Here is a 23,727-nt window from a genome sequence, read left to right on the forward strand (position 1 = left end):
AGTGGGCTAAGTAAAAACCGAGCAACAAAGAGTAAATCGCCCCTAGGCAGAACCCTTTGGTATTAATGCTGCGTTATCGCCTATTTATGGGGAATAACCACACCACATAGGCTCTGCCTTGCCTAAATACCAAACAGACTGCTGCAAATTTAACCTTGAAAGATCAACAGACCCTAATTAATGCGCGTAAAAACATTTCTGTGTATAAAGTCAGTGGCTTGCTTGATTGTGTTAGTTTAGCTCGCATTACTGCGCCTTCCCAACCAATCCAAAAAAATTCACTCATTTGTGTGGTATCAATATCAGCTTTAATAGTGTGTTGCTGTTGAGCCAAGTCTAAGCACTGTGTTAACTGTGCCTGCCAGGCATTGTAGCTTTGCATCAAACGAGCGTTAAAGTCGTCACTTAAATGGTTGAGCTCTTGATTTAAATTTCCTACCAAACAACCGCGTTTGTAATCATACTTTTGCATCCCAGCTATCGCACTTTGGGTAAAGTTAACAATTCGTTCTAGGGGCGGTACTTCAGGTTGCTCTAAATAAAACTTAAGTTTAGCTATAAAAAACGTGTCATACGCATCAACCAAAGCTAAGCCAAATGCTTCTTTATTTTTAAAGTAATGATAAAACGAGCCCTTAGGGACTTTGGCTTTTTTTAATATGGTGTCGAGCCCTGTGGCACTAAAACCAAACTCAGTGAGGGTTTCTAATCCCACACGAAGGAGCAACGCTTTAGTATCTGCGTTGTCTCTGGCTATTTTGGGTGGGCGGCCACGCCTATTTGTAACTGATGATATTTTATTCATAACTTATATTAGACCGATCGGTTTTAAATAATCAAGTGTTTATTTGCAATCTTTTTAAAACAACGAAATCTGTTCATTTTTCGATTACAAATTAATGAGGAACTTTAGCTTATATTGCCAGTCACAAATATGACACTTATGTGTTTTTGAGCCGATATGTCGGAACATTTTAATAAAGTTATATAGGTTAAAGTTGACTAGGTGTGAGCAATAAATTTATTTTTTAATTAATTTATCATTGCATCAGCAGCTTAGTTAAAGTCAAACAAATTAATTGTATTTTGTGTTTGAATTAAACATTTTTGTTGGCTATTTATTAAATGTAGATGAACTTTATGCTACAAAAATATAAATATAAAGGTGAGGATTTTACCGATGAAGAGACAGAAAAGAGATCGTTTAGAAAGAGCTCATTCTCAAGGTTTTAAAGCAGGTTTAGCTGGTCGCTCAAAAGAGCACTGCCCTTATCAACAAGTTGATCCTAAGTCTGAGTGGCTTGGTGGTTGGCGCGAGGCAATAGAAAATCGCAATATGTATAAAACATAAACTCATAACGAATTAAAGCAAAAAGGCCTCCAAATGGAGGCCTTTTTGTTGCGTGTTTTAAACTTAAAACGCGCTGGTATCTTGGAACAAGCCTACCTTCAAATCTTTTGCTTCGTAGATCACGCGGCCATCTACTTCTACGGTGCCATCAGCCATACCCATAAACAATTTACGCTTAATAACGCGTTTCATGTCTAGACGGTAGGTTACTTTTTTAGCTGTTGGTAATATTTGACCGGTAAATTTAACTTCACCTACACCGAGTGCACGACCAAGACCAGGACCACCAGACCAACCTAAGAAAAAGCCCACAAGTTGCCACATAGCATCTAAGCCTAAACAACCAGGCATTACTGGGTCGCCTTTAAAATGACAGTCGAAAAACCAAAGGCTAGGGTCGATATCTAGCTCTGCAACTATTTGACCTTTACCATGTTCACCACCGTCATCGGTAATTGAAATGATACGATCCATCATTAACATGTTGTCACTTGGCAAACGACAATTTCCTTCACCAAACATTTCACCTTGACCACAAAGGATCAAATCTTCTTTTGTATAGCTATTTTTAGGTTCCATAACACTTTATCTTTGCTTAGAAATTGCCCCGTACTTTAGCGTACACTTGTACGCTAAACAACTCGGAGCAGTTAAAAAATGGTTTAATTATAAGCAATCAGTTAATGCAACTGATTTTAGTATGATTAAACCGCGCAATTACTAACAGAAATCATTATAATTGGGGCTGACTTTTAATCAGTTTAAAGGAAATTTATGACCCTTTTTGTTAACTCACTCACTGTGATTGATTTTTCTTACTTATGCAATAAACGCGGTGCAGTTGGCGAAAGTTGGATTGTTGATTTGACTTTACATGGCAAACTAAACGAAGAGTCTATGGTTTTAGACTTTGGCTTAGTTAAAAAGCAAATTAAAGGCATTATTGATGAGTGTATAGATCACCGTTTAGCTGTTCCTAACAACATAAACGGCAGCATTAACGAATTTGCTGATCACAAAACATTAGATTGTACATTTGCTGATAATAAGCACTTAGCAATGAGCGCGCCACATCAAGCATATTGTTTAATAGATACTGATGAAATTACCGTTGAATCAGTGACAGAGTATTTGGTTGCCACCATACTGCCACAGCTTCCTGATAATATTGAAAAAATCGAATTGGTGTTAAAGCCTGAGCACAATCAGAGTTTTTATTACCACTATAGTCATGGCCTTAAAAAGCATGATGGTAATTGCCAGCGTATTATTCATGGTCATCGCTCACAAATTGGTATAAGCCTTGGCGGTATTTCTATGCCTCGTTTGCAAAAACAGTGGGCTGATAAATGGCGTGATATTTACTTAGCAACTAGTGAAGATCAAATAAACGCCTCTGAATTAAAACATATCTCAGCTAAAAGTGATGATGTTTGTTTTGCGTATACTGCGGCGCAAGGTTACTTTGAAATGGCTATTAGTGAATCACGTTGCGACATTTTACCAATTGATACCACGGTAGAATGTATTGCTGACTACATTGCCAGCCAAGTGAAATTAGAGCACCCAGAAAAAGACGTTAAAATTACCGCCTATGAAGGTGTTGGAAAGGGGTCGATTAGTTATGCTTAAATCCTTATTAGTTTCGGCGTTAATTGTATCAACTAGCTTTAGTGCTATAGCGCTTGAGCTAAAAGGGCATTTAACTCAAGGCGGCCTAGTAACAGGGCAATTAGATAACGCTAAGTCGGTAAGCCTCAATGGTAAGTCGTTAAAACTTGCTGATAATGGGTTATTTGTATTTGGTTTTGGCCGTGATGCAAAAACTGTACATACATTAAGCTGGGTAGATAAAACCGGTAAAGGCCACAGCCAAGATTTAGTTATTACTCTTCGCGATTACGATATAGATAAAATTACCGGTGTTGCTAAAAAATACGTATCGCCGCCAAAAGCGGTAAGTGAACGTATTAGCCGTGAAGCGATCGCAGTACGAAAAGCACGGGCTGTTAACTCTGATTTAGAATACTTTTTACAGCCAGTACTTAGGCCTGCAAAAGGACGCATTTCAGGTGTTTATGGTAGCCAACGTTACTTTAATGGCGAACCTCGTAGGCCACACTTTGGTTTAGATATAGCAAACAAAACAGGTTCACCTGTGTATGCGCCGATCAGCGGAACGGTAGTATTTGCTGAACCAGATTTATACTACTCTGGTGGTACTTTGATTTTAGATCATGGTCATGGGGTTACTTCTACTTATATTCATTTAAGTAAGCTTGATGTAAAAGTAGGGCAGAAGATTGAACAAGGTACAAAGGTAGCTGAAATAGGTGCTACGGGCCGTGTAACTGGGCCGCATTTAGATTGGCGATTTAATTGGCAAGGTGAACGCCTTGACCCTGCATTATTAATGCAAGACACATTAGCTAACAAAAAGTAGAGATTATGACTCAAGTAGAGCGCGAAGCCATTATTGCGCAACGTATAAAAGATTCGACCACTTCGGTAACTAAAGCTGTATTTCCTGGGCGTACTAACCATCATAATACGCTATTTGGTGGTGACGCATTAGCATGGATGGATGAAGTTGCTTTTATAGCTGCCACCCGTTTTTGCCGTAAACCATTAGTAACTATTTCATCAGATAGAGTCGATTTTAAAGAAGCTATTCCTGCTGGTTCATTTGCTGAGTTGATATCAAAGGTATCGCATGTGGGGAATACCAGTTTGAAAGTGGATGTTGAAATATTCCTAGAAACTATGCACAAAGATAACAAGCACTCGGCTATAACCGGCAGCTTTACCTTTGTTGCTGTTGATGATAACCACAGGCCAACACCTGTCGTGTGTGACAAAATGCTGCATGGTTTTGAGTTATAACACCTAACAGTAAAAATAATATAAGCACCATGATTGGTGCTTATATTATTAACCGTAAAGAACACATCATACTATATTCATCTAATGGCCAACTTAGCAATTGAATATAATAAAACGTATTAGTTTTTCAATAAGGAGGGCGTATTAAAGTAATAAATGAGACTAATAAAAAGGCGTGCAATGCACGCCTTTAAATAACTATAAAACCATAGCGGCTATCCAGCCAAACACCAATAACGGAATATTAAAGTGAATAAAGGTTGGCACAACCGAATCCCAAATGTGGTCGTGTTGTCCGTCAGCATTAAGTCCTGATGTTGGCCCTAGCGTAGAGTCAGAGGCAGGGGAGCCTGCATCACCTAATGCGCCAGCCGTACCAACAAGTGCAGCGGTTGCCATTACAGAAAAGTTTAGCTCTAAACATAAAGGCACAAATAAGGTGGCAATTATAGGCACAGTCGAAAATGAGCTACCAATGCCCATGGTTATAAATAAGCCGACTAATAAAATTACTGCAGCTGCTATGGGTTTATTACCGTCAAAAATGGCGGCGCTGCTATGGACTAGGCTAGCAACGTGTCCGGTTTCTTTCATTACAGCAGCAAAACCTTGCGCAGAAATCATAATAAAACCAATCATTGCCATCATGGCAACACCCTTGCTAAACACGTCGCCGTTTTCTTCCCACTTAACCACACCAAATACACTAAATATAACCACCCCGACTAGGCCACCTAATATCATTGAGCCACTGGCATTTTGAGCGATCAGAGAAGCAAGCACGGCAAATAAACCAACCAGCATTACCTTTTTTGGGTTTTCAACATCAGCTTGTTGGCTTTGAACTGTTAATGCTGTGCTTGTGTATTCGCGGCGTTTTCGATAAGTAATAAATAGGGCAATCAGCAAGCCGACAAACATACCAATAGCTGGAATGATCATAGCTAAAGGGACACTGGTATTAACAATCTCAAGGCCATTATCAACTAGGTTTTTATGTAATATTGAGTATAAATAAATACCCCCAAAACCATACGGCAGCACCATGTACGAGGTGGCTAAACCAAAGGTTAAAATACAAGCAATGGCACGTCTATCTAATCGCAGTTTATTAAACACCACAAGCAGCGGCGGGATCAAAATGGGAATAAAAGCGATATGCACCGGCACCAAGTTTTGAGAAGAGATAGCACAAATCAAAATAATAAACAGAATAAAGTAGCTTAATATGGTTTCACTAGAGCCTGTTTGAGCATTTACTTTAGCGAGTAACTTAGCGGCCAAAATACGCGTTAAACCTGACTTAGAGATAGCGACGGCAAATGCACCTAGCATCGCATAGCTTAAAGCAATCTCGGCGCCTGATGATAAGCCAGAATTAAAAGCATCAATACTTTCTTTTAAGCCCATGCCTGCGGTTAATCCGGCAACAAGCGCACTTATTGTCATTGCAACAATCACATTTACGCGGACCAAAGTGAGTCCAAGCATTAAAATAACGCCTATAATAACTGCGTTCATAGATTTCTCTGTTTTATAGATTTAATTAATTTTATCAGATCTTTAGCCTGATTTTTACGTTCTTTGGTAAATGGTTGTCTCGCATAGCGCACTTGCTCAAATAAGTGACAAAAGGCGGTTATTTGTTGCTCTGCATAGGAGGCTTGTTGACTAATGTGTTGTAATGTTTGAATAGGCGTAGCATTTTCAGGGTAGTTTATAGTGTGCTTATTAGCCCAACTGAGTATTTGATAATACTCTTTTACCAGCGGAGGTTGCTTGGTTGTTGCCTTGGGGCGGTTTATATAAATAAAATAAGCACTAAAACTTAAAATTAAAACAATAATAACTCCAAGAGGTACTAACCAAACATAAGTGTTACCAAATAGGGACGCTAATAAATCTTGTTGTTTATTTTTATCAAATCCCAGCACCCAACTAGACCATTGATAATCGAGGTTTTCTAATTCAAGGCGAAGCCAGTTTATGGCAGCATAATTACTTAAACTAACTAAACCAAAATTAATATTATTTTTAAATTCATCATTTAATGCAGCACTCTGTGATAAAGAACCATTTAATCGTTCGGGCGCAACAACCGCTGTTGCATCAAATATTCTCCAGCCTGCATTAGTATATACCTCAACCCAAGCATGCGCATCGTATTGACGAACGGTAATATAGTCATTGTTTTGATTATGCTCTCCGCCTAAATATCCGCTTACTACCCGCGCTGGAACGCCAGCACTTCTAAAAATAAAGGCAGCTGCACTGGCATAATGACCACAAAAGCCACGTTTATTATTAAACATAAATTGATCAAGCGTATCATCACCGCGCATAGGTGTTGGCGTAAGAGTGTAACTGAAACTATTTTGCGAAAAATAATCTAGCAGTTTATTAAAAAGCTCATCAGCGTTAGCACTTCTGTTTTTTAACTGTTGCGCCAGTTGATAACTTTTTTGGTTATTACTCACAGTAAGCGTTTTATAAAAACGCTGCTCTACGCTATTAAGCTTCTTAGTCGATAATGGTTTAGTACTAACAGAATATTGTAACACTTTGGATTTATATTGTTTTTTACGCAGCAAGCCGACTGAGTTGGAAACTACATTTTCATTGTTACTACTGGCATAGCCAAGCCCATATAACCAATCAGCCATTGCTGGCTCAGCAATTATTGAGTATTGAGTGGTGTTTCCATTGCTGCTATTTTGGCTTGGTAACATCATTGCTTGTTTTAAAAACGAAGATGTTTTCCAAGCTTTACCGTCAAATTCATCATGTACAATAGCGCGCCAGTAATAAGGGGGCGTGGTTGAATTATTATCAAACTTCGCTCTAAAAACCAATTCATCGGAGTTTGATAATTTAGCTATATCAAATGGGTCTACTTGTTCAGATAGGCCTGTTTGCGCCATTTTTGGCCCAGGTAATTGCCAAAATGCAGGGAGTTTTGGTAAAAATATTAAGAGTACAACTGCCAAAGGAAAAGCCAGAAATATTATTTTAGCACTTTGTTTTGATGACAGTTTTAAACTATGACTAGATTCAAGTAACCCAAGTACAGCAAAATTTAAAATATACAGTGTACTAATAATTAAAGTGGTAAAAATAGTTTGGCTAAACAAATACACTGCTGAAAGTGAGAAGAATGTGAGGGTAATGATCAATTGATAATGCTGCTTTGTTTTTGCCTGTAGTAATTTAAAAACGCATGACAGCAAAAGCATGGCAACAAACAGCACCACAGTATCTTTAAAGCCAATACTGCTTAGCATAATAATTAATGCTACTACAGCGAGTCCGTTTGCTAACCACGCATTGGGCTTTTGTTTGTGTTTAAGAGTTAAATAAATATTCCAACCACATAACACGCTAAGCATAATAATAAAGGGTAGGGGCAAGTGTTCTATAAAAAAGCTCACTAAACCTAAGTAAATAAATGACAGAGAAAAATTTATAACGCGTTGATTTTTTATCTCATTCATAATCAGCGCCTACATTACTTAAGGCTTGTAAGCAGCGTTGCAGATGAAGCTTACCTGATCCATTTTCTATGGATTTATTGGGCAATTTCATCGAGTAATTAATGTCGCTTTCAAACGCTTGGCATACTAGGTAACACAATTGCCCTAAGCGTTGCTCGGTATCGCCTGTCATTAAATTAAAGTCAAATTGTGTATCGGCAGATTTAAAATCACTAAATTGTTTTACTAATAATTGCTGAGTTTTTGCGTAGTGTTTCCACGAAACTCGCTGCAACCCCATTTCTGGTAAATGGGTAATTAAACTTTCAAACTCATCATCGCCTTGGTGCTTTTCATTACCATCATCATTAGCAGTTATTTGGCTTAACTGTTTGTAATTTGGGGTTTTAATAATTGAAGGGTAAACATAAACGGTATGATCTGGTTGAATATAGCTCCATACACTCACCAAACCAAATGGATAATTACTGGCAATTTTTATTGGCTTTAGTAAATAGCGTCCGCGCTTTAAATAAGGCAATGGTAACTGGCATTGTATGGTATCGGCTTTAACACTCTCTATATAGCAGTCTTGTTCTAAATTATTGGGATAACTTAAGGTGATTGACTGACATGTGTCGTTTGATTTTATTTGCCACACTAACTGAGGTGGCTGTGGCGCATAACTCTCAATAGTATTCTTAAAGCTGACAGTTAATCCTTTTGCGTTGCTGTAACCTAACAACAAGGCAAAAATAATAATCACAAACATTAAATACGCCATAAACAGTATTAAATTATTTTGATAATTAATTCCCATTACAAAGTTTAATAGCGCAACTATCGTAAAATATACACCCAGTGTGGAAGGCAAAACATAAATAGTATTATGCGTTAACGTGATGCTATTTTTTTTGTGCTTATTTTTTAATAAAGTCGTTAAAATTGTACTTTTTATAGCATGGATAAAAGTAGGGCGTTTTATTTTAAAAATACCCATTGGTTTAAACGGGCACTAAAACATTTTTTAAAATGTCTGCAATTTGGTTGTTGCCAGACTCACTATGCAAACCTAATCGGTGCTGGCACACACTAGAAAATACCGCTTGTACATCTTCAGGTAGAACAAAGTCTCGACCTTCAATATAGGCCCATGCCCTTGCAGATTTTGCCAGCGCCATACTGGCTCTTGGTGAAAGCGAAGCAGCTAACGATTGAGCCTCACGAGTGTAAGTCACTAATTCAATTATATAGTCAATAACCGCAGCGCTTAGCGTAATATTAGCTATAGATTCTTGTATTTGTTTAAGTTGTTGCTGGTTAATTCGCTGTGGTAATCGGGAGTAATCGCGCTTTTGATTGTTTAATAGTAATCTTTTTTCAGCGTTTTTAGGTGGAAAGCCTAAGCTTATACGCATTAAAAAACGATCTAATTGCGATTCTGGCAGCGGATAAGTTCCTGCTTGATATAAAGGGTTTTGAGTAGCAATAACAAAAAACGGAGTAGGGAGCGGGTACTTTTCTCCATCTACGGTCACTTGTTGTTCTTCCATGGCTTCTAATAACGCACTTTGGGTTTTAGGGCCCGCACGATTTATTTCATCAGCAAGTACTACTTGGCTAAAAATTGGGCCTTTATGAAATGAAAAGCTGTGTTCTTTATTATTAAAAATATTGGTACCAATAATATCAGCGGGTAATAAATCGCTAGTAAATTGAATACGCTGATACGATAAACCCAAAACAGCAGCTAATGCATGCGATAAAGTGGTTTTACCCATACCTGGTAAGTCTTCAATTAGTAAATGACCTTCACTAAACAAACAGGTTAATGCTAATTTTATTTGTTGTTGCTTGCCAAATATAACGGTAGATAGGTCATCAATAATAGTGGTAACTAGGTGCTGCATAATGTCCTTTAATCTATCAGTTCTAAACGTTTCATTACGGCATCAACTTTTTGCGCGTTGAAAGGTTTAGCTATAAATTCTTTTGCGCCAAGTTCCCAAGTATTTTGTACGGTCTCAAAACTATTATGGCCTGAGCACATAACCACATGAGCATATGGGTGCTCGTTATTAATCGACTCTAAAATTTCGATGCTTTCAGAATCAGGTAAATCAACATCTAAAAATATAACGTTGGGTGATTTTTCGCTAAGTAAGGGTTTAGCACAATTAAAATTATCACACTCAATAATGTCATCAAAACCTAAGCCAGCTAACACTTGGCTTAAGTCAGCACGGATTTGTTTAACATCATCAATAATTAAAATTGGTTCGAGTGGGCGTACAAATTCCATATGAATACTTCAACATTTTTTACGGCTTGTGATTTAATATTAAGCTAAGCATTAAGGAACCTCAAGGTGATAACTATGAATTACCGTAATAGTCGTTTAAATGCACTTAATGTCCGATACCGTCTAGTATTGGACTTAGTGAGCTTGAAGTTATTAAAATAGAGCGCCACACATGCACTTAAATAGCACTACCTATAATTTATATTATGTTAAATAATGTAAGAATGTACTTTATCAAACTAACTATCTGTAAGGGGTTGTTCATTTCTAGAATAATGATGATATGAGGATTTTCGCCCTCGTCTTTTGGAAAAGCCCATTATTACTGGGGTTAGCTAATCCTGAGCGGAAAATTAGTTAAATTTGAATTACGCTTGGTTTTAGACGAAACTTGTTCAAACTGACTCATTACCCAATCATTCCTGCTCATTATACGTTTAGAATTAGATCATTTCTGATCGTTTAACTTTCCTTTAAATACACTTTAAACGCCTTTTAAACGCTGTTTAAATATTTTGAGCTGCCGATATTTAAAGTTTTTCGGCAGCTATTATTGTATTGAACTGCGGTCCTAGCTCTATTGTGATCATAAAACCTTGGTACGATATTTTTACTTGGTTGCCTATATAAGCAAACGTATTTGGATTTTGAACAGCGTTCATTAGTTCGTGTATTTGTTCAATTGCTAATTGGCCCGTTAAGAGCTTTTCAATTTGAGCGTTGCTCACTGTAACAGTGCTACTATATATAGGTGCGTTTTTACGTGATAACTCGTTTAGTAAATTTACAGGCAAGTGCCCTAGCGTAAATTGCTGGCCATCGGCTCCTGATTTTTTAAGTGCCAACTTTGCTGCTTGCAAGTTTACCTGCTTTATATAGTACTGCTTAGATTTTAAAACCGCTTCGTTAAATTGTGGTACCGCCAGTTGTTGTAAATCCTTTGATAGATTTATGACTGACTTACCCGCTGCAATGTCTGCACCTAACCATGCTTTCCCTGGATTATAATCCCAACCTAAATCAATGCCTGGTAACTTACTTAGCTCTTCACCTGTAGATGGATCAACAACATTAAATGACTCCATAAACTTATCTACTTTTTCAGGCTTAGTAACAGACAAACCCATGCGTGCTATATCGCGCGCATTAAGTGACACCACTTTACACCTGCAGTTATAACCATTCGGTGGATAATGTGTATCCCAAAAAGGATGATCCACAGGCAATAAAATATAATTCCACTTACCGTGTTCAGGTCTTACGCGGCTATCACCAGCAGTTAAGTATAATAAATAAGGTCTGCGCTGTTTTATACGTTCTTGTTGTTGCCAACGACCAGCGGCACGCGCAGTGTTTTTATTGTTTTGATAGATAACTTTAGTACGCCAGCCCCGCTTGCCATTGTATGACCAACCTTGATCACCCACTATTTTGTCAAAGCGTTTTCTAAAGTCCGATATAGTTTCGCCGTCACTAATTGCTTTATCTACTGCTTTATATAGCTCGTTTATAATTTCGATTTGTGTTGCACCTGCAACGGTAAATGCCTTGGCGTGAATTAAGCCTTGTAAATCTTTATATGATTCACTGGTTAGCTTAATTTTGTCTTTAAAGTGAGAAATGGCTTCCTTGAACTTAACAAGGTCGCCATATTGTGGAGCTGGTAAAGCCATATTATTGCTCTTTTAGCGACTGTTGAATGTCCTGAATTTCATTTCTACGTGAATTATCACGGCTATTACCAAAGAAGAAATTCAATATTGACGCTACAACGGTGCCTAAAATAAAGCCCAAAATGGTGTCTGCAAAGCGTGTTGCGGTATCTGGAATGGTTAAAAACGTTATACAGCCTATGTATATAACCGTTGCAACAGACCAAAACCACGCATAGTAATAAATGAAGCGTTTAGAAAACTTATCATCTTGATTAAGTGCCTGTATCTGCATATTTCGGGCGCTTTGAGTGTTTTTAAACGCTAAATCATCAAGCTCTTTTTCACGGTTTAATATGGTTTGCCTGAGCTCTTGTTGTAATGCACTCGATTGCTGAATACGGTTCATAGCCTCTTGTGGTGAACCGCCATTAGTGAGTGTTTGTGCCATATCAACAACTTTAGACGCGACCTTTGATCCATTGTCGCCCCCTATCCAACTGCCTATTTTTTTATCCAAACCAGTAAGCTTTGCAAGGCAAAGTGCTATTGTAATTGGGTCCATAGTTATACCTTTATATAGTCATAGTAAGATTTGCCGCCAATTTTAATAAGCTCTAAACCTTCAAGCTTTTTATACTGACGGACGAGGCTTTTAGCGGTTGTAAAATCGCATGTGTGGTATTGAGTTACTTCATAAAGCTCTGGCATTTCTTTTTTTGCACGGCGCTTACCCCATATTTTTTCAAAACTTTTAATTGATTTAGCCGTATATTTTGCACGGGTTCGTTTACGCCAAACATCAGGAATACATGCAGGGCGCTCGTTGTCTTTAGAGTACCAGCCGCCTTTAATTACACCGTCTACGTAAACCACTAAGCTTGTTTTAGACTCAGATACGCGCCCGCGTGTCACGGTTATTTCAAACTCACCATATTTGAAAATAACGGAGCTAAAAAGCCCAGCTAAGTGCTTTTCTATCTCTGTCCACTGCTCTTTTGTAATGGCCATAAGCGCCCCGCTACAGTTTTGCTATATCGAGTGAAATTGCTTGCTCAATGCCGTTATCATCTTGCTTGTAAAAGCGGATGAAGCGGGTTGAGTCAACCACGCCAACGGATTCCGCAATAATGTTCATGGCTTTAGCCCATTTGCCTGAATCGTCAGTAATTTCGAGTTTACGCAGTGCTAAAATACGTTGCGGGTTAAGTGAGCCTTGCTTATCGGTATTGAACGTTTTACTAACAATAGCTTTAATGTTTTGATTGCCGCCTTCGGTCCATTCATCTAGGCATTGATCAATTAATTGTTTAGCAAGAGTAAGTTCTGGGCCAAGTTCAATGCGTTCTTGCGTTTGTAGCGTTACTTTTAATTGGCTGTCAAAGGTACGTAACATCACATTGCCTTTTTTACCGCCTAAGTTAACGCCATGTTCTTGGGCTAATAGCTCTATAAAGTCGTCGGCCTCAGCCATTAAACTTTGTTTAAACTCTGCCAGTGCTTCTTGCATTTTAATCGCTTTATCAATGGCTTTTTTAACAAACTCGTCTTTGATTAAATCGGTTTGTTTAATGTTTGCAACGGCGACTAAATTGCCTTTGCCGTCTTTTAAATACCCGTCAGGAACATTATTCATTGTCTATCTCCACAGTTTTAGAATTAGCCTCATTCATGCCTGCCATAAACTCATACTCCATTGCTGATTGGGCTACTTGCACCAGCGTAGAGTCTGAAATGTCGGGGAATTGTGAGGTGATTTTTTGTTTAAGTTCGTCCAGGTCTTTTGATGCCTGAGCAAAATTAAAAAGCTGTTTAATGGTGTCGTCTGTTGCGTGATCAAACACATCTAACTCGTTGGTAAGCTCTACGCTTTCAGTTGGCTTTTTGGCAAACTCAGTTTTAGCAGGTGTTGCAATGCCATGGCCTTCGTCGGGCACACCAAGTATTGCTTCACCGTCTTTTGGCTTTGGTACACCGAGCTCTTGATAAGCCCAGTCTTCACCAACTGGGACAATACGGGCTGTTTCACGCACGCGGGTTACGGTGTCGGTGTTAATTTCGCGTTTGTCTTTAAAGATGAATTTTGGCGGTTCGCCACCATCAAAATTTACTGTATGAAGCGAATTTAAAAGCTGATTGCGGTATGACGCTACAAGCGCCCTGTCTGAGCGTTGGTTGTCGCCTGCACGTTTTGCATGAGTTTCGCTGGCAGCACGTGCGCCGCCATTTTTTTGCTCTGTTGCTAAGGTTTGACTGGTTAAAGCTTTGCTTATTTCAGCATTACAAAAGTTAACCAAGCGCTCGGGCACTGGCTCGCCAGATAGCTTGCTTTCGATGATTTCAATGCTGGTGTCATCGGGTATGGCGGCTATGCCGTCTTGAACAAGCCTAGCTAGCCCATCAAGTAAGTTATTTATGTCTGAATCTTTACTGCCTATTGGGTATTTACCCACAGGAAATGGAATACCAAAGCGCTCGCACAGCTGTACAAAAAACTTAAAGCCGCCATGCTTAAACGTCCATGGCCAAAAACAACTACTTAATAATGCAATACCATACGGGTTTTCGGCACTTGGCATATGGCGAACACACGACCAACGACGAGAATCGACTATTTCGCCCTGTGGGTTTTCACTGGTTTTTACTAATAGCTCGTGATCACTATTAAACGCAAAGCGGCTGTTACGCCATGTTTCTACGTATTCGGGTTGCCAATGGCCATTGTTTTTAATGTACTTGCCAAGGTGGGTAACACTAAAACCGTTTAAAATGGCGCTGTAATTGTGCCAGTCCATATCGGCCCATTCGGTATGTGGGCATGGTTTACGGGCAAAAAAGGCTTTAGCTAACTCATAACTTTTTAAACTGGCTGCGTCGTCACCCCCTGGCACAAGCTCAGTATTAAAGCTAAATAAGCCACTGCGCAGTGAGCGCAACTCTCCAATAACGTGAGCATCACGGGCTATTTCTTCATAAATAGCGGTGTTTTTACCCGCACGGCGCAGTATTGGATCTGGGTTTGGTAGCTCAGTAATAAGCGCTGTTAGGCTAGGGTCTAAGCGGTTTTGGTCAAACATACGGTTAAGCGCAGCGTATGCTTTTGATGTAATACGTGGCTTGCTTTTAAACATGATAGCCCCTTATTTGTTTTGTCACTTTACGGCTATTTACACGAGGAACGCCGCCTGCCCCTGTGCTGGCTATCATCCATAAAATAGCCAGGGCACAACTTAAATCGTAGTGATGGGTTGTTTGCTTTTCTGGCCAGTTTTCAAGCTCGTCGAGCAGTAAGCGACACCGTGAATGAAAGGCAATTTGTGCCGGCGTATTGGTTACATAAGTTTCAAGTGAGCCTATACGTTCCTCTGCAGATATGGTTGCAGTAACACCACGTAAAGGCAGTGCTATACCTTGCTCTAAGCCTGTAGTAATAAATTGGCTACGCATAAAATCAAAAGCATTGTTATTTTCAAAGCCCCATACGCGGCAGTTATATTCTTTTTGAGCGCGAATTAAGTCGTTAAGTAAACGGCTAGTACCACGTACTTTGCGGCTTTCGTATTCAACGTGTAGCTTTTGTAAATCTTGGGAATAAAAACCCACTAATATAGCGCTGGGATCGGCTTTTTCTGTTTTGCCCATACTTGGGTCACATGCGCCATAAGGTATCCATTCGTTTAAGCGGTCTACCCAAAAATCAAACTGGTAAAATATGGCTTCTTCGTCACTTTTGGCAATGCCTTGCATTTCGCGGTTAAACTCACGTTTATTAGCCGCCCACATACACATTAAATCGTAGAGTGTACGCACACTTGGCCAACTGGTTTGGGCACCCTTAAGCATTTGCTTTTTACGCTTTAACCAAAATTTAAACGAGGGTTTTTGCTCAGTTGAAACAGCCTCACCCTTTGCGGCAGCGCGTTTTTCAAAGCGTTTGTCGTCGTGCACCATTAAATCGCGGCACTCTTCCCATAAATCCATGCGTTCAGGCATTTGTTTAATGGCTTTAAAGCGGTGAACAATATGCCCTGGTGCTTCTTCGGCGCGGCTTATTGGGTCATCGTTATTTAAAACGGTATTTACACCTAAAAATTTAACGGTGCCATCGGGTGGGCCAAGGTATTGCACGGCGGCTTCTAAAAAGCGCCAACGGTTATCACGCTCTGTGGGCGATTTAGCCTCGGCATCGGTAATAATGTCATCGGATAGCAGTAGCTTAGGGCGGCTGGCACCATGGAACGTACCGCGTACTGACTGCTCAGCACCACGGCTTTCAAAGCGTACGCCTTGCGCTGTTACAAACTCGCCTAACTTCCATACAGGGGATTTTTGGCACACTTCGGGAAAGTCTAACGCAAGATTATTATTGTTAAGCAACTCAGTTTTAACTACCTCGAGTGTTTTGGTTGGCATTTTTGTTTCAGCGCCAAACAAAATTACAAAATCAATAAATTGGGTTATTTTGGCAAGGCCCAGGTCTTGGCAAATCTCAGGATCTTGCAATAGCGCCAGCACCGCTACATACACAGGGGCAATTTTTACCCCAAGAGTACTTTTGCCCTCACCACGCGGGGCTACAAACCAGTTTTTCCAGCCATTTTTAAGCTTGAGTGCTTCGGGAAACCAGTTCATAAAATAGCTTTGGAATTCAGAGGCTGTTTGATCGTCGTCAAGCCACATATGATGCGGAAAATACGTATACACAAAAAACTCAAAATCGCCGCCAAGTACACGTTTTCGGCGTGATTTTATTGCAGCGGGGCTTGGGTCTATGTTGCGTTCTTTTGCTTCAATATCGCGGCGTAGTGAACCGGTTATTTGTTCTATTTCAGCTAAAAACTCGCGTGAATTCATATCGGCCATTAGTCGTCTAACTCCGTATCGAGCTTAGGACCAAACGCGGTAAGTATTTCAACAAATTCTGGCGCAAAGTCAGGGTATTTGGTTGACACAAACTTAGCCAAAATTTTAAGTACTTCGGTGGCAATGGTGCGCTTTTCAAGCTTTTTATTCCCGCCCGACACTTTCATTACCTTGCTCATCATATCGGTAAGTGAGCTCAATATTTTGGTGCGTTGGTCAAGTGGCAGTGCTGCGCCTTCGGCTGATTTTAAAAGCTCAAAGGTTTCGTTTACTTGAATGGTAAACTCTTCAATAAAGTCGGTGGTAAACTCCCCTGCTGTGCCTTCGCTACGGCGGCTTGCTGCACGGGCTAGGTCCCAATCGTCACCATTGTCTTTAGCTTCCATTTTCCAGCGTCGTGCGGTGCCATCGGCCACACTGTGCTTAATAGCGGCAACACTTAACGCAAGCAGCTCGCTTACATAGCTGTGGCGTACGGCGTTTTTCTTTTCAGCTGGGTGTGCCATTAGCCCGCCATCCCATTTTTTACAGCATAGGCAATAAGCGACACAGCCAAACCCGCAGTGCCACCCATGGCAGCTACTTTAACGCGTTGGTTTGTTAGTTTTTCTTCAACCTTGCTTAAGCGGTCATCTTGCTTATTAATGGCTGCAATTTGGCGTTTTTCGCTTTTTTCTATATCAAGCTTTAAGCCATCGGTTATTTCTTTTTGACGCGCTTCGCTTTTTTCAATGCTTTGATGAATATCGGCTTTTATATCTTTTAGGTCATTTAAAATAGCGGCTTGGCTGCCCTGTATTTCACCAATGGCCTGAAAAAGTAAGTTTTCTTGCTCTTGATTCATGGGTGTTCCTTACGGGTTAAATACTTTAATGCCCGTCCAGGTAGGCGTGCGCACATCAAAATGAAACCAGCTCACTTGACCTTCAATGGCGGTGATATATGGAAATTCTTGCGGGTGGGCTAATACGTAGTCACGTACTTGTTGAGCAGTGTAGTTTTTAAAGCTGCAGTCGAATGCTTTGCCTAGCTTATGTTGGCTGCGTTTAGCACCTATGGTGCAATCAAGTGGGCGGTAGCCACGGTATTGATTTGCGCCGCCAAAATACCAGTTGTTTACGGTGCATGGGCCAAACGTGTCGCGTAGTTTTTGCAGCATGCGCAATGCGCGGTCATCAAATAAATGAATTAAAAATAATGGGGTATCGTTAAATAGTTCAAACGTGGCTTTAGGTACCAACTCTTGAAATATAAAACTAGGGGCAGTAGGAACGGCCACTCTTTGTTTAAGAGCCATGCTGTTGAGTCCTTATTTTGTTGGTTAAACGTTGTTTTACTAGGACGTAACAGGCAGGTAAGCGGGTATTACGCACCGGCTTTTTATTCGCTGGGTTTAGCAGCGCTTTAACGCGGGTACGCAATGCGGGCAGGTCTTTTAACGGGCAACGGCGAGAAATTGCAATCTGCTCGGCTTTAGAACTGGCCTTAATAATTTGTTGAGCTAATAACTCAATAAATGGCGCATGCACTGTATTTGTCATGCTGGTAGTAAATCAATTTAGGGGATTGGGTAACACTGTAAAGTTGTTTGCGGATGGGGGTTTTAGAGCTAGCTTATTAGGTTAAATTAAAAAGGCTTGCTAATACAAGGGGGCAAGCCAATTTAATTTAAATAAGGTTTAAACATGGTTTAAATACAATTATATTTTTTTGAAACTAGCGTCCCAATCACTGTAATCAGTATCGATAAAATCACTAGGTGAGCGTGTTACTTTAAGCTGCACTTGTATTTCTTCTTTACCACTTAATAATACCCCTAATGACACTTCATTGTCTGCGTAATCACCAGCAAACATATCACTTAGCAGCTCTTCGATATTATCAACTGCTTTGCCTGCTATTTCTCTTGCTCCACTCATCATTTACCCTTAATTTCTCTAAATGCTTCGCGGTATTCGTCCATCATGCCTGTTGTGTTTAGGCCAAATAACTTGCGTTGGTTGATATACCGGTTAAGCAGGTTTAAACCGTATTCGTACTGCCACTGCTTAGGTTTAGCGCCGCCGCTAAGTTGCAACGCAGTGAGCAGTACAAAGTTATTGCTTTGCATTGCTAAGCATTGTTTCTTTGATATTTACGGCCGCAATAGCAGCAATGTGTGGCCATTATCGAAATGTCGATTTTAGTTTTATTGCGTGCATGGCCACCACCTTTTTTGGCTGCTTGAAATTCAACTTCAACCTTAGGGTTTACTGGCGAGTACTCCCCTTCAGTTAGAATCATTGATTGCCCTTGCCACCTAAAACCTATATTAATGGCGTCTGCAGGTACTTTGCCTTGCTCTGTTAAATGGTCTTTGACGCGGTTTAATGTATCTTTAAAACAGTTACACGCTTTATTTTCAGTATTGGTATCCATGTTATTCCCCTACAAACTTAAATTTAATTGTGTTTCGTGCGCCCGTTCGTCTTGGTATGCACTGTAAATACTGCTTACTTGCTGGCGGGTTATTTTAAAACGCTTAACCAGCTGCTGAATGTTGCAGGCTTTGGTGTCTAGCGCCTCACAAATTTGTTGATTACGAATTTGCATAAGCACTTTGTGCAACATGGGTATTTGGTAGCTTGAGCCTACATTGGCATTTATTAGCTCTTGTACCAGGGCTTTACCAAACACCTTAACTACTTCGTGATCCTCGGTAGGCTTTTCAGGAATATAAAACATTTGCCCTTGTTGCTCGGTAAGTACGGCAATGGTTTGTTCAACCCCTAAGTGTTTAACAATGCGACGTAGGCCGTGGGGTAATGCCCGTAAATCTATGCTTGATTCGCTCATGATTGCTCCTCAAATAAATAATCTAAGCCATGTTCGCGGTCTATTCGGCGTTGCTCTTGATAGGCTTCTACATCACGGCGAACACGGCATTTTTGCTTGTCTTTTTCTTTTACATTACGGTAGCGTTTTTCCTCTGTATAAGCGGCCTTACGCGGGTTAATAGTAAAGTTTTGGTACTCTTGGTAATTAGCCATTTACGCCCCCTGCTTTGCTTTATAGCGTGCAAGCCATTGCTTAAGTACTTCAATAATATGCGGCCATTGCTGGGCGCTTTGGCTTAGCTTTTTACCTTGTAAGTGCTTTTCACAAAACGCATCGCAGGCCTGTTTTGAATCGATATTTACAGCGCCTGCGCGGCTCAATTGGCCCCACAGGCTGTAAATCATTTTTAGTTGTGCGGGTAACTGTGTTTTACCTGCATTTGGGTTCATAGCACGGTAACGTGCAAGCAGTTGCTGTTGCTCAAGCTTGGTTAAACCTGTGCAGGTATTAGCACGACCATCGCAAATGTACGACACATTAAGTTGGTGGGTATCTTGGTCGATACCCGCCGCCTTTTGTGCAATTTTGATTTGTTGTATTAAACTCATAACGTTCTCACTCACTTAAGGTTTCGTTTTGCAGACTTACCTAAACCACAAAAAACAGCTAAATCACGCCATAACCCAACGAGATAGCTTAATAAACGCATTTTCTGACGATGACGTATTTCAGCTTTGTGCCATTTTAACCACCCTTCCACGCGCAGAGTTTCACGTGCTTCAAGCTTTTCAAGCTTGGCGAGCCAAAAATTATACTCGGCTTGTTGAGCAGTTAAGCCTTCCTGCTCAAAAGACATTTCAAGAGAGTAGTCATGAGGCCCGTCTTCTTGGTCGCTTGGCTCTATTGCAGATATACAATGAGTCAATTTCGCTTCTAACTCCTTTAATTGACTCAAATATATTGGAGGTGGAGCTAAGTGCTCCTGAACAAATCGAGCAGTTGTCTCGGGTGTTCCAACGCATACAACGCAAGTACACAGACGAGTGGCCTTTCGATGACTTTCAGTCACCTTTTTTGCAGAAGTAATAGAGCTCACGCGCTTTCCTCCAGGGCTTCAATTTCAAAGTGTGGCGCTTGGCCTATGCCAATAATTTTAATGCCCCAGTCTTTCATGTCGCTGGTATAAACCAGCGGAAAATCACGATAGATATTATTAAAACGTCTTGCTGTGTGGGCATGAGAGTTAATTTCATGCACATGGTGAATACTAAATAACTTGTCGGCAGCAAGGGTTGCAAAGGCCGCTTTAATGTTGCCATCGCATTTATCTATGAGCTCACCTTGAGGGTCTTTTTTAGCAAGTAGGCTTAACATTGTTGCGTTTGTAACCAACGAGCTAAACGCTAAATGCGCGGTGTAACGTGATGTGTTTAATTTTATTGAAAATGCCATGAGTAAATCCTTATTTAAATTATGTTTAAACGGCGTTTAAACCGCTGGTTTATTAAGTACTGATGAAAAAATGCCATTAACTAACAGCTTGTCTACGGCGGTGTCTGGGTTTTTGTTGGTGTGGTTAAGCAAGTGCGGTAGCAAGTTTTCAACTAGCTCACGAGCGTTACCCTCAACGCGTTTGTGTAGCCATTGCCACCACTTAGCATCGTCTTGAGCGAGTTTTACGGTGCCCTCGGTTAGCTCTAAAAACAGGGTGCGAATGTCTTCAACGGTTATTTGGCCGATAGGTTTAGGCCAAAAGCATACGCGGCTTGCAATGAGTTCGTAGCGCTCTTGGGTTTGCAGTTTGTCTACTAGTTGAATGTTGCCAACCAAGGTTACGCCTACAATGGCTTGGTCGCTTATGGTGCGCAGTGGGTCGAGCGAGTTTGGTTTGCACTTGTCGGCTTCGTCTAAAATTATTAAACGGTCGGTATCGCGCAGCGCTTGAATAATTTTTTGCATGTTTTTATACGCGCTTGGGCAGCGCGATAAGCCCAGGGCTAAAGTTAGTTGCTCTAGCACTTGGGTGCTGCTTGTTTGCTCACTGCCAGCAATTAAAATGGCCTCTTTGTTTTGGCGGCAATATTCCGTAATACCTTTGGTTTTACCCAGCCCTGCTTGGCCTGCAAATACACTAAAGCGTTTACGTTGGCGAGCTTGGTCGCAGGCCATAGCAATAAGCTTAGATGTACTGGTAGGAATAAAGCGCACATCACCGTACACAATACTGATTTGTTTGCGTTCTGGCTGCTCGTTAATTGTTTTAACTTGCTCTACCTCCGCAGGGCAAATAAGCGCCCAAATATCATGCAAGTGCTTAGTAGGCTTGGCGTTGTATTTACCGTTAATGAGTTGACTTATTGATGCAGGGCTTTTACCCATGCTCACAGCAATACTGGCGCTAGTAATGTTTTGGTCGCGTATTTCGGGTGATTGCAAACGCAAGCAAATACGCGCTGCGAGTTCGCGATCAGCTTTGTTGTACGACTTATTAAAGCCGTTACGTTTTTCAATGTCGGTAATCGCGGCTTCACCAAATAGCTTATGCCACATAGCAACAATGATTTTTTCAGGATTAATGGTGCATTTATTTGCTAGTACTTCTTTAACTGATTGCAGGGCAAAGCCACAGTTTAGCTCCTCGGCGGTCATGCCTGTGGTGCTTAACTCTTGGTTTATTAGCTCAACACGCAGCGTTTGCTCAGGCGTGTATGGGTGTGGTTGGCTATAGCTCATAGGTTGTTTCCTTGCGTAAATTGGGTTGATCAAGTAATTCGTTTAGGTCGATTTCGTGCTGCGGCTGTGCTGGCGTTACATCAAAATCAAAAATATTTACGGGTGCTTGTTGTGCCTCAATACCCTTAATAGGTGCTGCAAACTTAGTCACAGACTCAACATCGATAATGCGGTCTTGGGTTTCTTGGGCCTCGATTTCACGGCGCTTGGTGTCGATGCGTTTTAAGCGGCCTGTACGGCGTTTGCTTTCGGCTTGCTCAATACGTGACGTAGGCACGGCGTGCGATTTAGTTTTTAAGTTAGCGAACATTAAAAACTCACCGTTTAGCTTATAAAGTTTGGTGTAGCTGTCGTCGTGCAGGTCGTAGGCGGCAATAAGCTCTTGGCCATTAAACTGGTGTAAAAAGTCGGCGCTGTAATCACGTTGGTGCAAGCGAAAACGGCCACGACGAATGTTGACGGTTTCGCGTGGTAGCATCACAAAGTCGCCCTCTACCGGTGGTACGCGCTCTATGTTTTCGTCCCATACTTGCTGGCGGGTTTTGCCCTTAACTTCAGGGTGCTCACTGTTATGGTAGTCGTTTAAAAAAGCTTTAAACTCAGCTATCCACTCGTCTACCGTAGGCAGTTTTCGTTTGCCTTGTTTAGCCTCTTTAAGTACCAGTTGCTTATGGCGGTCGTCGTGGTCGCGCCCGCAATAGGTGCTAAAGCGTTTACCCACGCGGTCTTCCATATGCAGGAAAAACCGCTCTATCCATTTCACCCGTGCATTACCTGGTATGGCAAAAATAACGTCTATTTCAAACTGGGCGTAAAAGCCAGTTGTATCGTCGTTCATGAGTTTATTTTTGTAGCCTGAGCCGTTATCTAGGTAAAACATGGCAGGCACGTTGTTATGCACTTTAATAGCGCGGCTTATTGCTGCTAGCGTATCGAGTGTGCTTTCAGCATAGCCAAGTTCCCAGCCCACAATGGTGCGGCTTGCTACGTCTTGAAACGCGGTTAACTCAGCACGGTAAGGCTTACCTGTTTTAGGGTGCGCTAGGTATACGTCGAGCGTGTGGCCATCGCCGTTATACATAACGCCTGGCTTTAAGTTATCCGTTGAACGTAAAAGATGGTCTTTATGTTTTTCACGGTACAGTTTTGCACCCATACGATACGGGCTTTGTGGCCCCAGTTCGTGCGGCAGTGCATTAATAAAGCGGCGCACTTGGTGATGCTCGGCCTTGTAACCCTCTTTATTTAGTTGGTCGCTCACTTGTGCAAAGCTTGGGCTATTAGGGCTGTGGTAAAGCTCTAAGCAGCGGGCAAGCCAGCTATATTGTGTTTGCGCTTTGCCTTTATGGTTTGGCAATAAGCTGTTAATGCCGTTGTCTTTGTAGGCATTGCACCAGTTATAAATGGTTGCGCGCCCTGGTAACTTGCCCAGTGCATCAATAGCGGTTGCAAGTGTGGCCATTGCTGTATTTGCGCGGTACGCGGTTACAAGCGCTTCAAAAGCTTTAGGTATGCCGCACTCTTGCGTTAAAATGGCGAACTATTACCGCCCTACTCTGGGCTTTTTTACGGGCTGTTTCGCTGGCATTTTGCCAACTTAGTTCCAAGCCTGTGCTTGGCAACTTATTGTATTTTTGTACTGCAGGATGCATTGCT

The 23,727-nt window shown here is 41.0% G+C and carries 32 protein-coding genes; 4 read left to right on the plus strand and 28 right to left on the minus strand.

Features of this window, described 5'->3' with window-relative positions; genetic code table 11:
* Positions 1 to 163: 163 nt before the first annotated feature.
* Positions 164 to 805, minus strand: a complete 642-nt coding sequence (locus ACNSN2_RS06695; protein WP_418608845.1) for a TetR/AcrR family transcriptional regulator — start codon at positions 803 to 805, stop codon at positions 164 to 166.
* Positions 806 to 1,180: 375 nt separating this feature from the next.
* Between ACNSN2_RS06695 and rmf the strand changes: the two genes are divergently transcribed.
* Entirely contained in the window at positions 1,181 to 1,351 is a 171-nt protein-coding gene (rmf, locus tag ACNSN2_RS06700; protein WP_008114656.1) for a ribosome modulation factor, read from the plus strand.
* A gap of 63 nt (positions 1,352 to 1,414) precedes the next feature.
* Here rmf and fabA read toward each other — a convergent pair whose 3' ends face one another.
* Complete coding sequence (fabA, locus tag ACNSN2_RS06705; protein ID WP_010389976.1) at positions 1,415 to 1,930, minus strand: bifunctional 3-hydroxydecanoyl-ACP dehydratase/trans-2-decenoyl-ACP isomerase; 516 nt, start codon at positions 1,928 to 1,930, stop codon at positions 1,415 to 1,417.
* Positions 1,931 to 2,125: 195 nt separating this feature from the next.
* On the opposite strand from fabA, the gene ACNSN2_RS06710 reads away from it, so the two are divergent.
* Genes ACNSN2_RS06710 through ACNSN2_RS06720 form a run of 3 tightly spaced genes read left to right on the plus strand, consistent with a single transcriptional unit; the run spans position 2,126 to position 4,234 of the window.
* Positions 2,126 to 2,983, plus strand: a complete 858-nt coding sequence (locus ACNSN2_RS06710; protein ID WP_418608846.1) for a 6-carboxytetrahydropterin synthase — start codon at positions 2,126 to 2,128, stop codon at positions 2,981 to 2,983.
* Positions 2,976 to 3,794 (plus strand): M23 family metallopeptidase, encoded by an 819-nt coding sequence (locus ACNSN2_RS06715; protein ID WP_418608847.1) that lies wholly within the window; start codon positions 2,976 to 2,978, stop codon positions 3,792 to 3,794. Before ACNSN2_RS06710 ends, ACNSN2_RS06715 begins: the two co-directional genes overlap by 8 nt.
* A gap of 5 nt (positions 3,795 to 3,799) precedes the next feature.
* Positions 3,800 to 4,234, plus strand: a complete 435-nt coding sequence (locus ACNSN2_RS06720) for an acyl-CoA thioesterase (protein WP_008114650.1) — start codon at positions 3,800 to 3,802, stop codon at positions 4,232 to 4,234.
* Positions 4,235 to 4,432: 198 nt separating this feature from the next.
* Here the strand turns inward: ACNSN2_RS06720 and ACNSN2_RS06725 are convergent, their stop codons facing one another.
* The 26 genes from ACNSN2_RS06725 to ACNSN2_RS06850 form a co-directional block, all read right to left on the minus strand.
* Positions 4,433 to 5,755: a Na+/H+ antiporter family protein gene (locus tag ACNSN2_RS06725; protein ID WP_418608848.1), complete on the minus strand. Its 1,323-nt coding sequence runs from the start codon at positions 5,753 to 5,755 to the stop codon at positions 4,433 to 4,435.
* Positions 5,752 to 7,725 (minus strand): transglutaminase TgpA family protein, encoded by a 1,974-nt coding sequence (locus tag ACNSN2_RS06730; protein ID WP_418608849.1) that lies wholly within the window; start codon positions 7,723 to 7,725, stop codon positions 5,752 to 5,754. Before ACNSN2_RS06730 ends, ACNSN2_RS06725 begins: the two co-directional genes overlap by 4 nt.
* The gene (locus ACNSN2_RS06735) at positions 7,718 to 8,704 is read right to left on the minus strand and encodes a DUF58 domain-containing protein (protein WP_418608850.1); all 987 of its coding nucleotides are present in this window, start codon (positions 8,702 to 8,704) and stop codon (positions 7,718 to 7,720) included. The genes ACNSN2_RS06730 and ACNSN2_RS06735 overlap by 8 nt, the downstream gene beginning before the upstream one ends.
* Positions 8,705 to 8,708: 4 nt before the next feature.
* Positions 8,709 to 9,614 (minus strand): AAA family ATPase, encoded by a 906-nt coding sequence (locus ACNSN2_RS06740; protein WP_418608851.1) that lies wholly within the window; start codon positions 9,612 to 9,614, stop codon positions 8,709 to 8,711.
* A gap of 8 nt (positions 9,615 to 9,622) precedes the next feature.
* The gene (locus tag ACNSN2_RS06745) at positions 9,623 to 10,006 is read right to left on the minus strand and encodes a response regulator (RefSeq protein WP_418608852.1); all 384 of its coding nucleotides are present in this window, start codon (positions 10,004 to 10,006) and stop codon (positions 9,623 to 9,625) included.
* Between the two features lie 530 nt (positions 10,007 to 10,536).
* The gene (locus tag ACNSN2_RS06750; protein WP_418608853.1) at positions 10,537 to 11,679 is read right to left on the minus strand and encodes a phage minor head protein; all 1,143 of its coding nucleotides are present in this window, start codon (positions 11,677 to 11,679) and stop codon (positions 10,537 to 10,539) included.
* Between the two features lies 1 nt (position 11,680).
* Complete coding sequence (locus tag ACNSN2_RS06755) at positions 11,681 to 12,223, minus strand: hypothetical protein (RefSeq protein ID WP_418608854.1); 543 nt, start codon at positions 12,221 to 12,223, stop codon at positions 11,681 to 11,683.
* A gap of 2 nt (positions 12,224 to 12,225) precedes the next feature.
* Positions 12,226 to 12,669, minus strand: coding sequence for a hypothetical protein (locus ACNSN2_RS06760; RefSeq protein WP_418608855.1), 444 nt, complete (start codon positions 12,667 to 12,669; stop codon positions 12,226 to 12,228).
* Positions 12,670 to 12,679: 10 nt separating this feature from the next.
* Positions 12,680 to 13,294 (minus strand): DUF3164 family protein, encoded by a 615-nt coding sequence (locus tag ACNSN2_RS06765; RefSeq protein ID WP_418608856.1) that lies wholly within the window; start codon positions 13,292 to 13,294, stop codon positions 12,680 to 12,682.
* Positions 13,287 to 14,789 (minus strand): phage portal protein family protein, encoded by a 1,503-nt coding sequence (locus ACNSN2_RS06770; RefSeq protein ID WP_418608857.1) that lies wholly within the window; start codon positions 14,787 to 14,789, stop codon positions 13,287 to 13,289. The genes ACNSN2_RS06765 and ACNSN2_RS06770 overlap by 8 nt, the downstream gene beginning before the upstream one ends.
* Complete coding sequence (locus tag ACNSN2_RS06775; RefSeq protein WP_411736839.1) at positions 14,782 to 16,521, minus strand: hypothetical protein; 1,740 nt, start codon at positions 16,519 to 16,521, stop codon at positions 14,782 to 14,784. The genes ACNSN2_RS06770 and ACNSN2_RS06775 overlap by 8 nt, the downstream gene beginning before the upstream one ends.
* Positions 16,521 to 17,027 (minus strand): DUF1804 family protein, encoded by a 507-nt coding sequence (locus ACNSN2_RS06780; protein WP_418608858.1) that lies wholly within the window; start codon positions 17,025 to 17,027, stop codon positions 16,521 to 16,523. Before ACNSN2_RS06780 ends, ACNSN2_RS06775 begins: the two co-directional genes overlap by 1 nt.
* The gene (locus ACNSN2_RS06785; RefSeq protein ID WP_055012195.1) at positions 17,027 to 17,365 is read right to left on the minus strand and encodes a hypothetical protein; all 339 of its coding nucleotides are present in this window, start codon (positions 17,363 to 17,365) and stop codon (positions 17,027 to 17,029) included. Before ACNSN2_RS06785 ends, ACNSN2_RS06780 begins: the two co-directional genes overlap by 1 nt.
* Positions 17,366 to 17,374: 9 nt before the next feature.
* The gene (locus ACNSN2_RS06790; RefSeq protein WP_055012194.1) at positions 17,375 to 17,818 is read right to left on the minus strand and encodes a hypothetical protein; all 444 of its coding nucleotides are present in this window, start codon (positions 17,816 to 17,818) and stop codon (positions 17,375 to 17,377) included.
* Complete coding sequence (locus ACNSN2_RS06795) at positions 17,808 to 18,062, minus strand: hypothetical protein (protein WP_418608859.1); 255 nt, start codon at positions 18,060 to 18,062, stop codon at positions 17,808 to 17,810. Before ACNSN2_RS06795 ends, ACNSN2_RS06790 begins: the two co-directional genes overlap by 11 nt.
* Positions 18,063 to 18,221: 159 nt before the next feature.
* Positions 18,222 to 18,440: a hypothetical protein gene (locus ACNSN2_RS06800; protein ID WP_418608860.1), complete on the minus strand. Its 219-nt coding sequence runs from the start codon at positions 18,438 to 18,440 to the stop codon at positions 18,222 to 18,224.
* Positions 18,440 to 18,631, minus strand: coding sequence for a hypothetical protein (locus ACNSN2_RS06805; RefSeq protein WP_368484751.1), 192 nt, complete (start codon positions 18,629 to 18,631; stop codon positions 18,440 to 18,442). The genes ACNSN2_RS06800 and ACNSN2_RS06805 overlap by 1 nt, the downstream gene beginning before the upstream one ends.
* A gap of 2 nt (positions 18,632 to 18,633) precedes the next feature.
* Positions 18,634 to 18,939: a hypothetical protein gene (locus ACNSN2_RS06810; RefSeq protein WP_409425415.1), complete on the minus strand. Its 306-nt coding sequence runs from the start codon at positions 18,937 to 18,939 to the stop codon at positions 18,634 to 18,636.
* Positions 18,940 to 18,948: 9 nt separating this feature from the next.
* Positions 18,949 to 19,356, minus strand: a complete 408-nt coding sequence (locus tag ACNSN2_RS06815) for a Mor transcription activator family protein (protein ID WP_076921186.1) — start codon at positions 19,354 to 19,356, stop codon at positions 18,949 to 18,951.
* Entirely contained in the window at positions 19,353 to 19,550 is a 198-nt protein-coding gene (locus ACNSN2_RS06820; protein ID WP_076921188.1) for a hypothetical protein, read from the minus strand. Before ACNSN2_RS06820 ends, ACNSN2_RS06815 begins: the two co-directional genes overlap by 4 nt.
* The gene (locus ACNSN2_RS06825) at positions 19,551 to 19,946 is read right to left on the minus strand and encodes a phage protein GemA/Gp16 family protein (RefSeq protein WP_418608861.1); all 396 of its coding nucleotides are present in this window, start codon (positions 19,944 to 19,946) and stop codon (positions 19,551 to 19,553) included.
* A gap of 11 nt (positions 19,947 to 19,957) precedes the next feature.
* Complete coding sequence (locus tag ACNSN2_RS06830; protein ID WP_418608862.1) at positions 19,958 to 20,263, minus strand: hypothetical protein; 306 nt, start codon at positions 20,261 to 20,263, stop codon at positions 19,958 to 19,960.
* Positions 20,264 to 20,430: 167 nt separating this feature from the next.
* Positions 20,431 to 20,790 carry a hypothetical protein gene (locus ACNSN2_RS06835; protein WP_418608863.1) on the minus strand — a complete coding sequence of 120 codons (360 nt, stop codon included), beginning with the start codon at positions 20,788 to 20,790 and terminating at the stop codon, positions 20,431 to 20,433.
* A 36-nt stretch (positions 20,791 to 20,826) separates the two neighbouring features.
* Positions 20,827 to 22,071, minus strand: coding sequence for an AAA family ATPase (locus ACNSN2_RS06840; protein ID WP_418608864.1), 1,245 nt, complete (start codon positions 22,069 to 22,071; stop codon positions 20,827 to 20,829).
* Positions 22,061 to 23,533, minus strand: coding sequence for a Mu transposase C-terminal domain-containing protein (locus ACNSN2_RS06845; protein WP_418608865.1), 1,473 nt, complete (start codon positions 23,531 to 23,533; stop codon positions 22,061 to 22,063). The genes ACNSN2_RS06840 and ACNSN2_RS06845 overlap by 11 nt, the downstream gene beginning before the upstream one ends.
* 43 nt (positions 23,534 to 23,576) lie before the next feature.
* Entirely contained in the window at positions 23,577 to 23,723 is a 147-nt protein-coding gene (locus tag ACNSN2_RS06850) for a hypothetical protein (RefSeq protein ID WP_418608866.1), read from the minus strand.
* Positions 23,724 to 23,727 lie beyond the last annotated feature (4 nt).

Origin of the sequence: Pseudoalteromonas sp. US3C1013 (genome assembly GCF_048401115.1) — a bacterium.
In the GTDB taxonomy this organism is placed as follows: Bacteria; Pseudomonadota; Gammaproteobacteria; order Enterobacterales; family Alteromonadaceae; genus Pseudoalteromonas; species Pseudoalteromonas undina.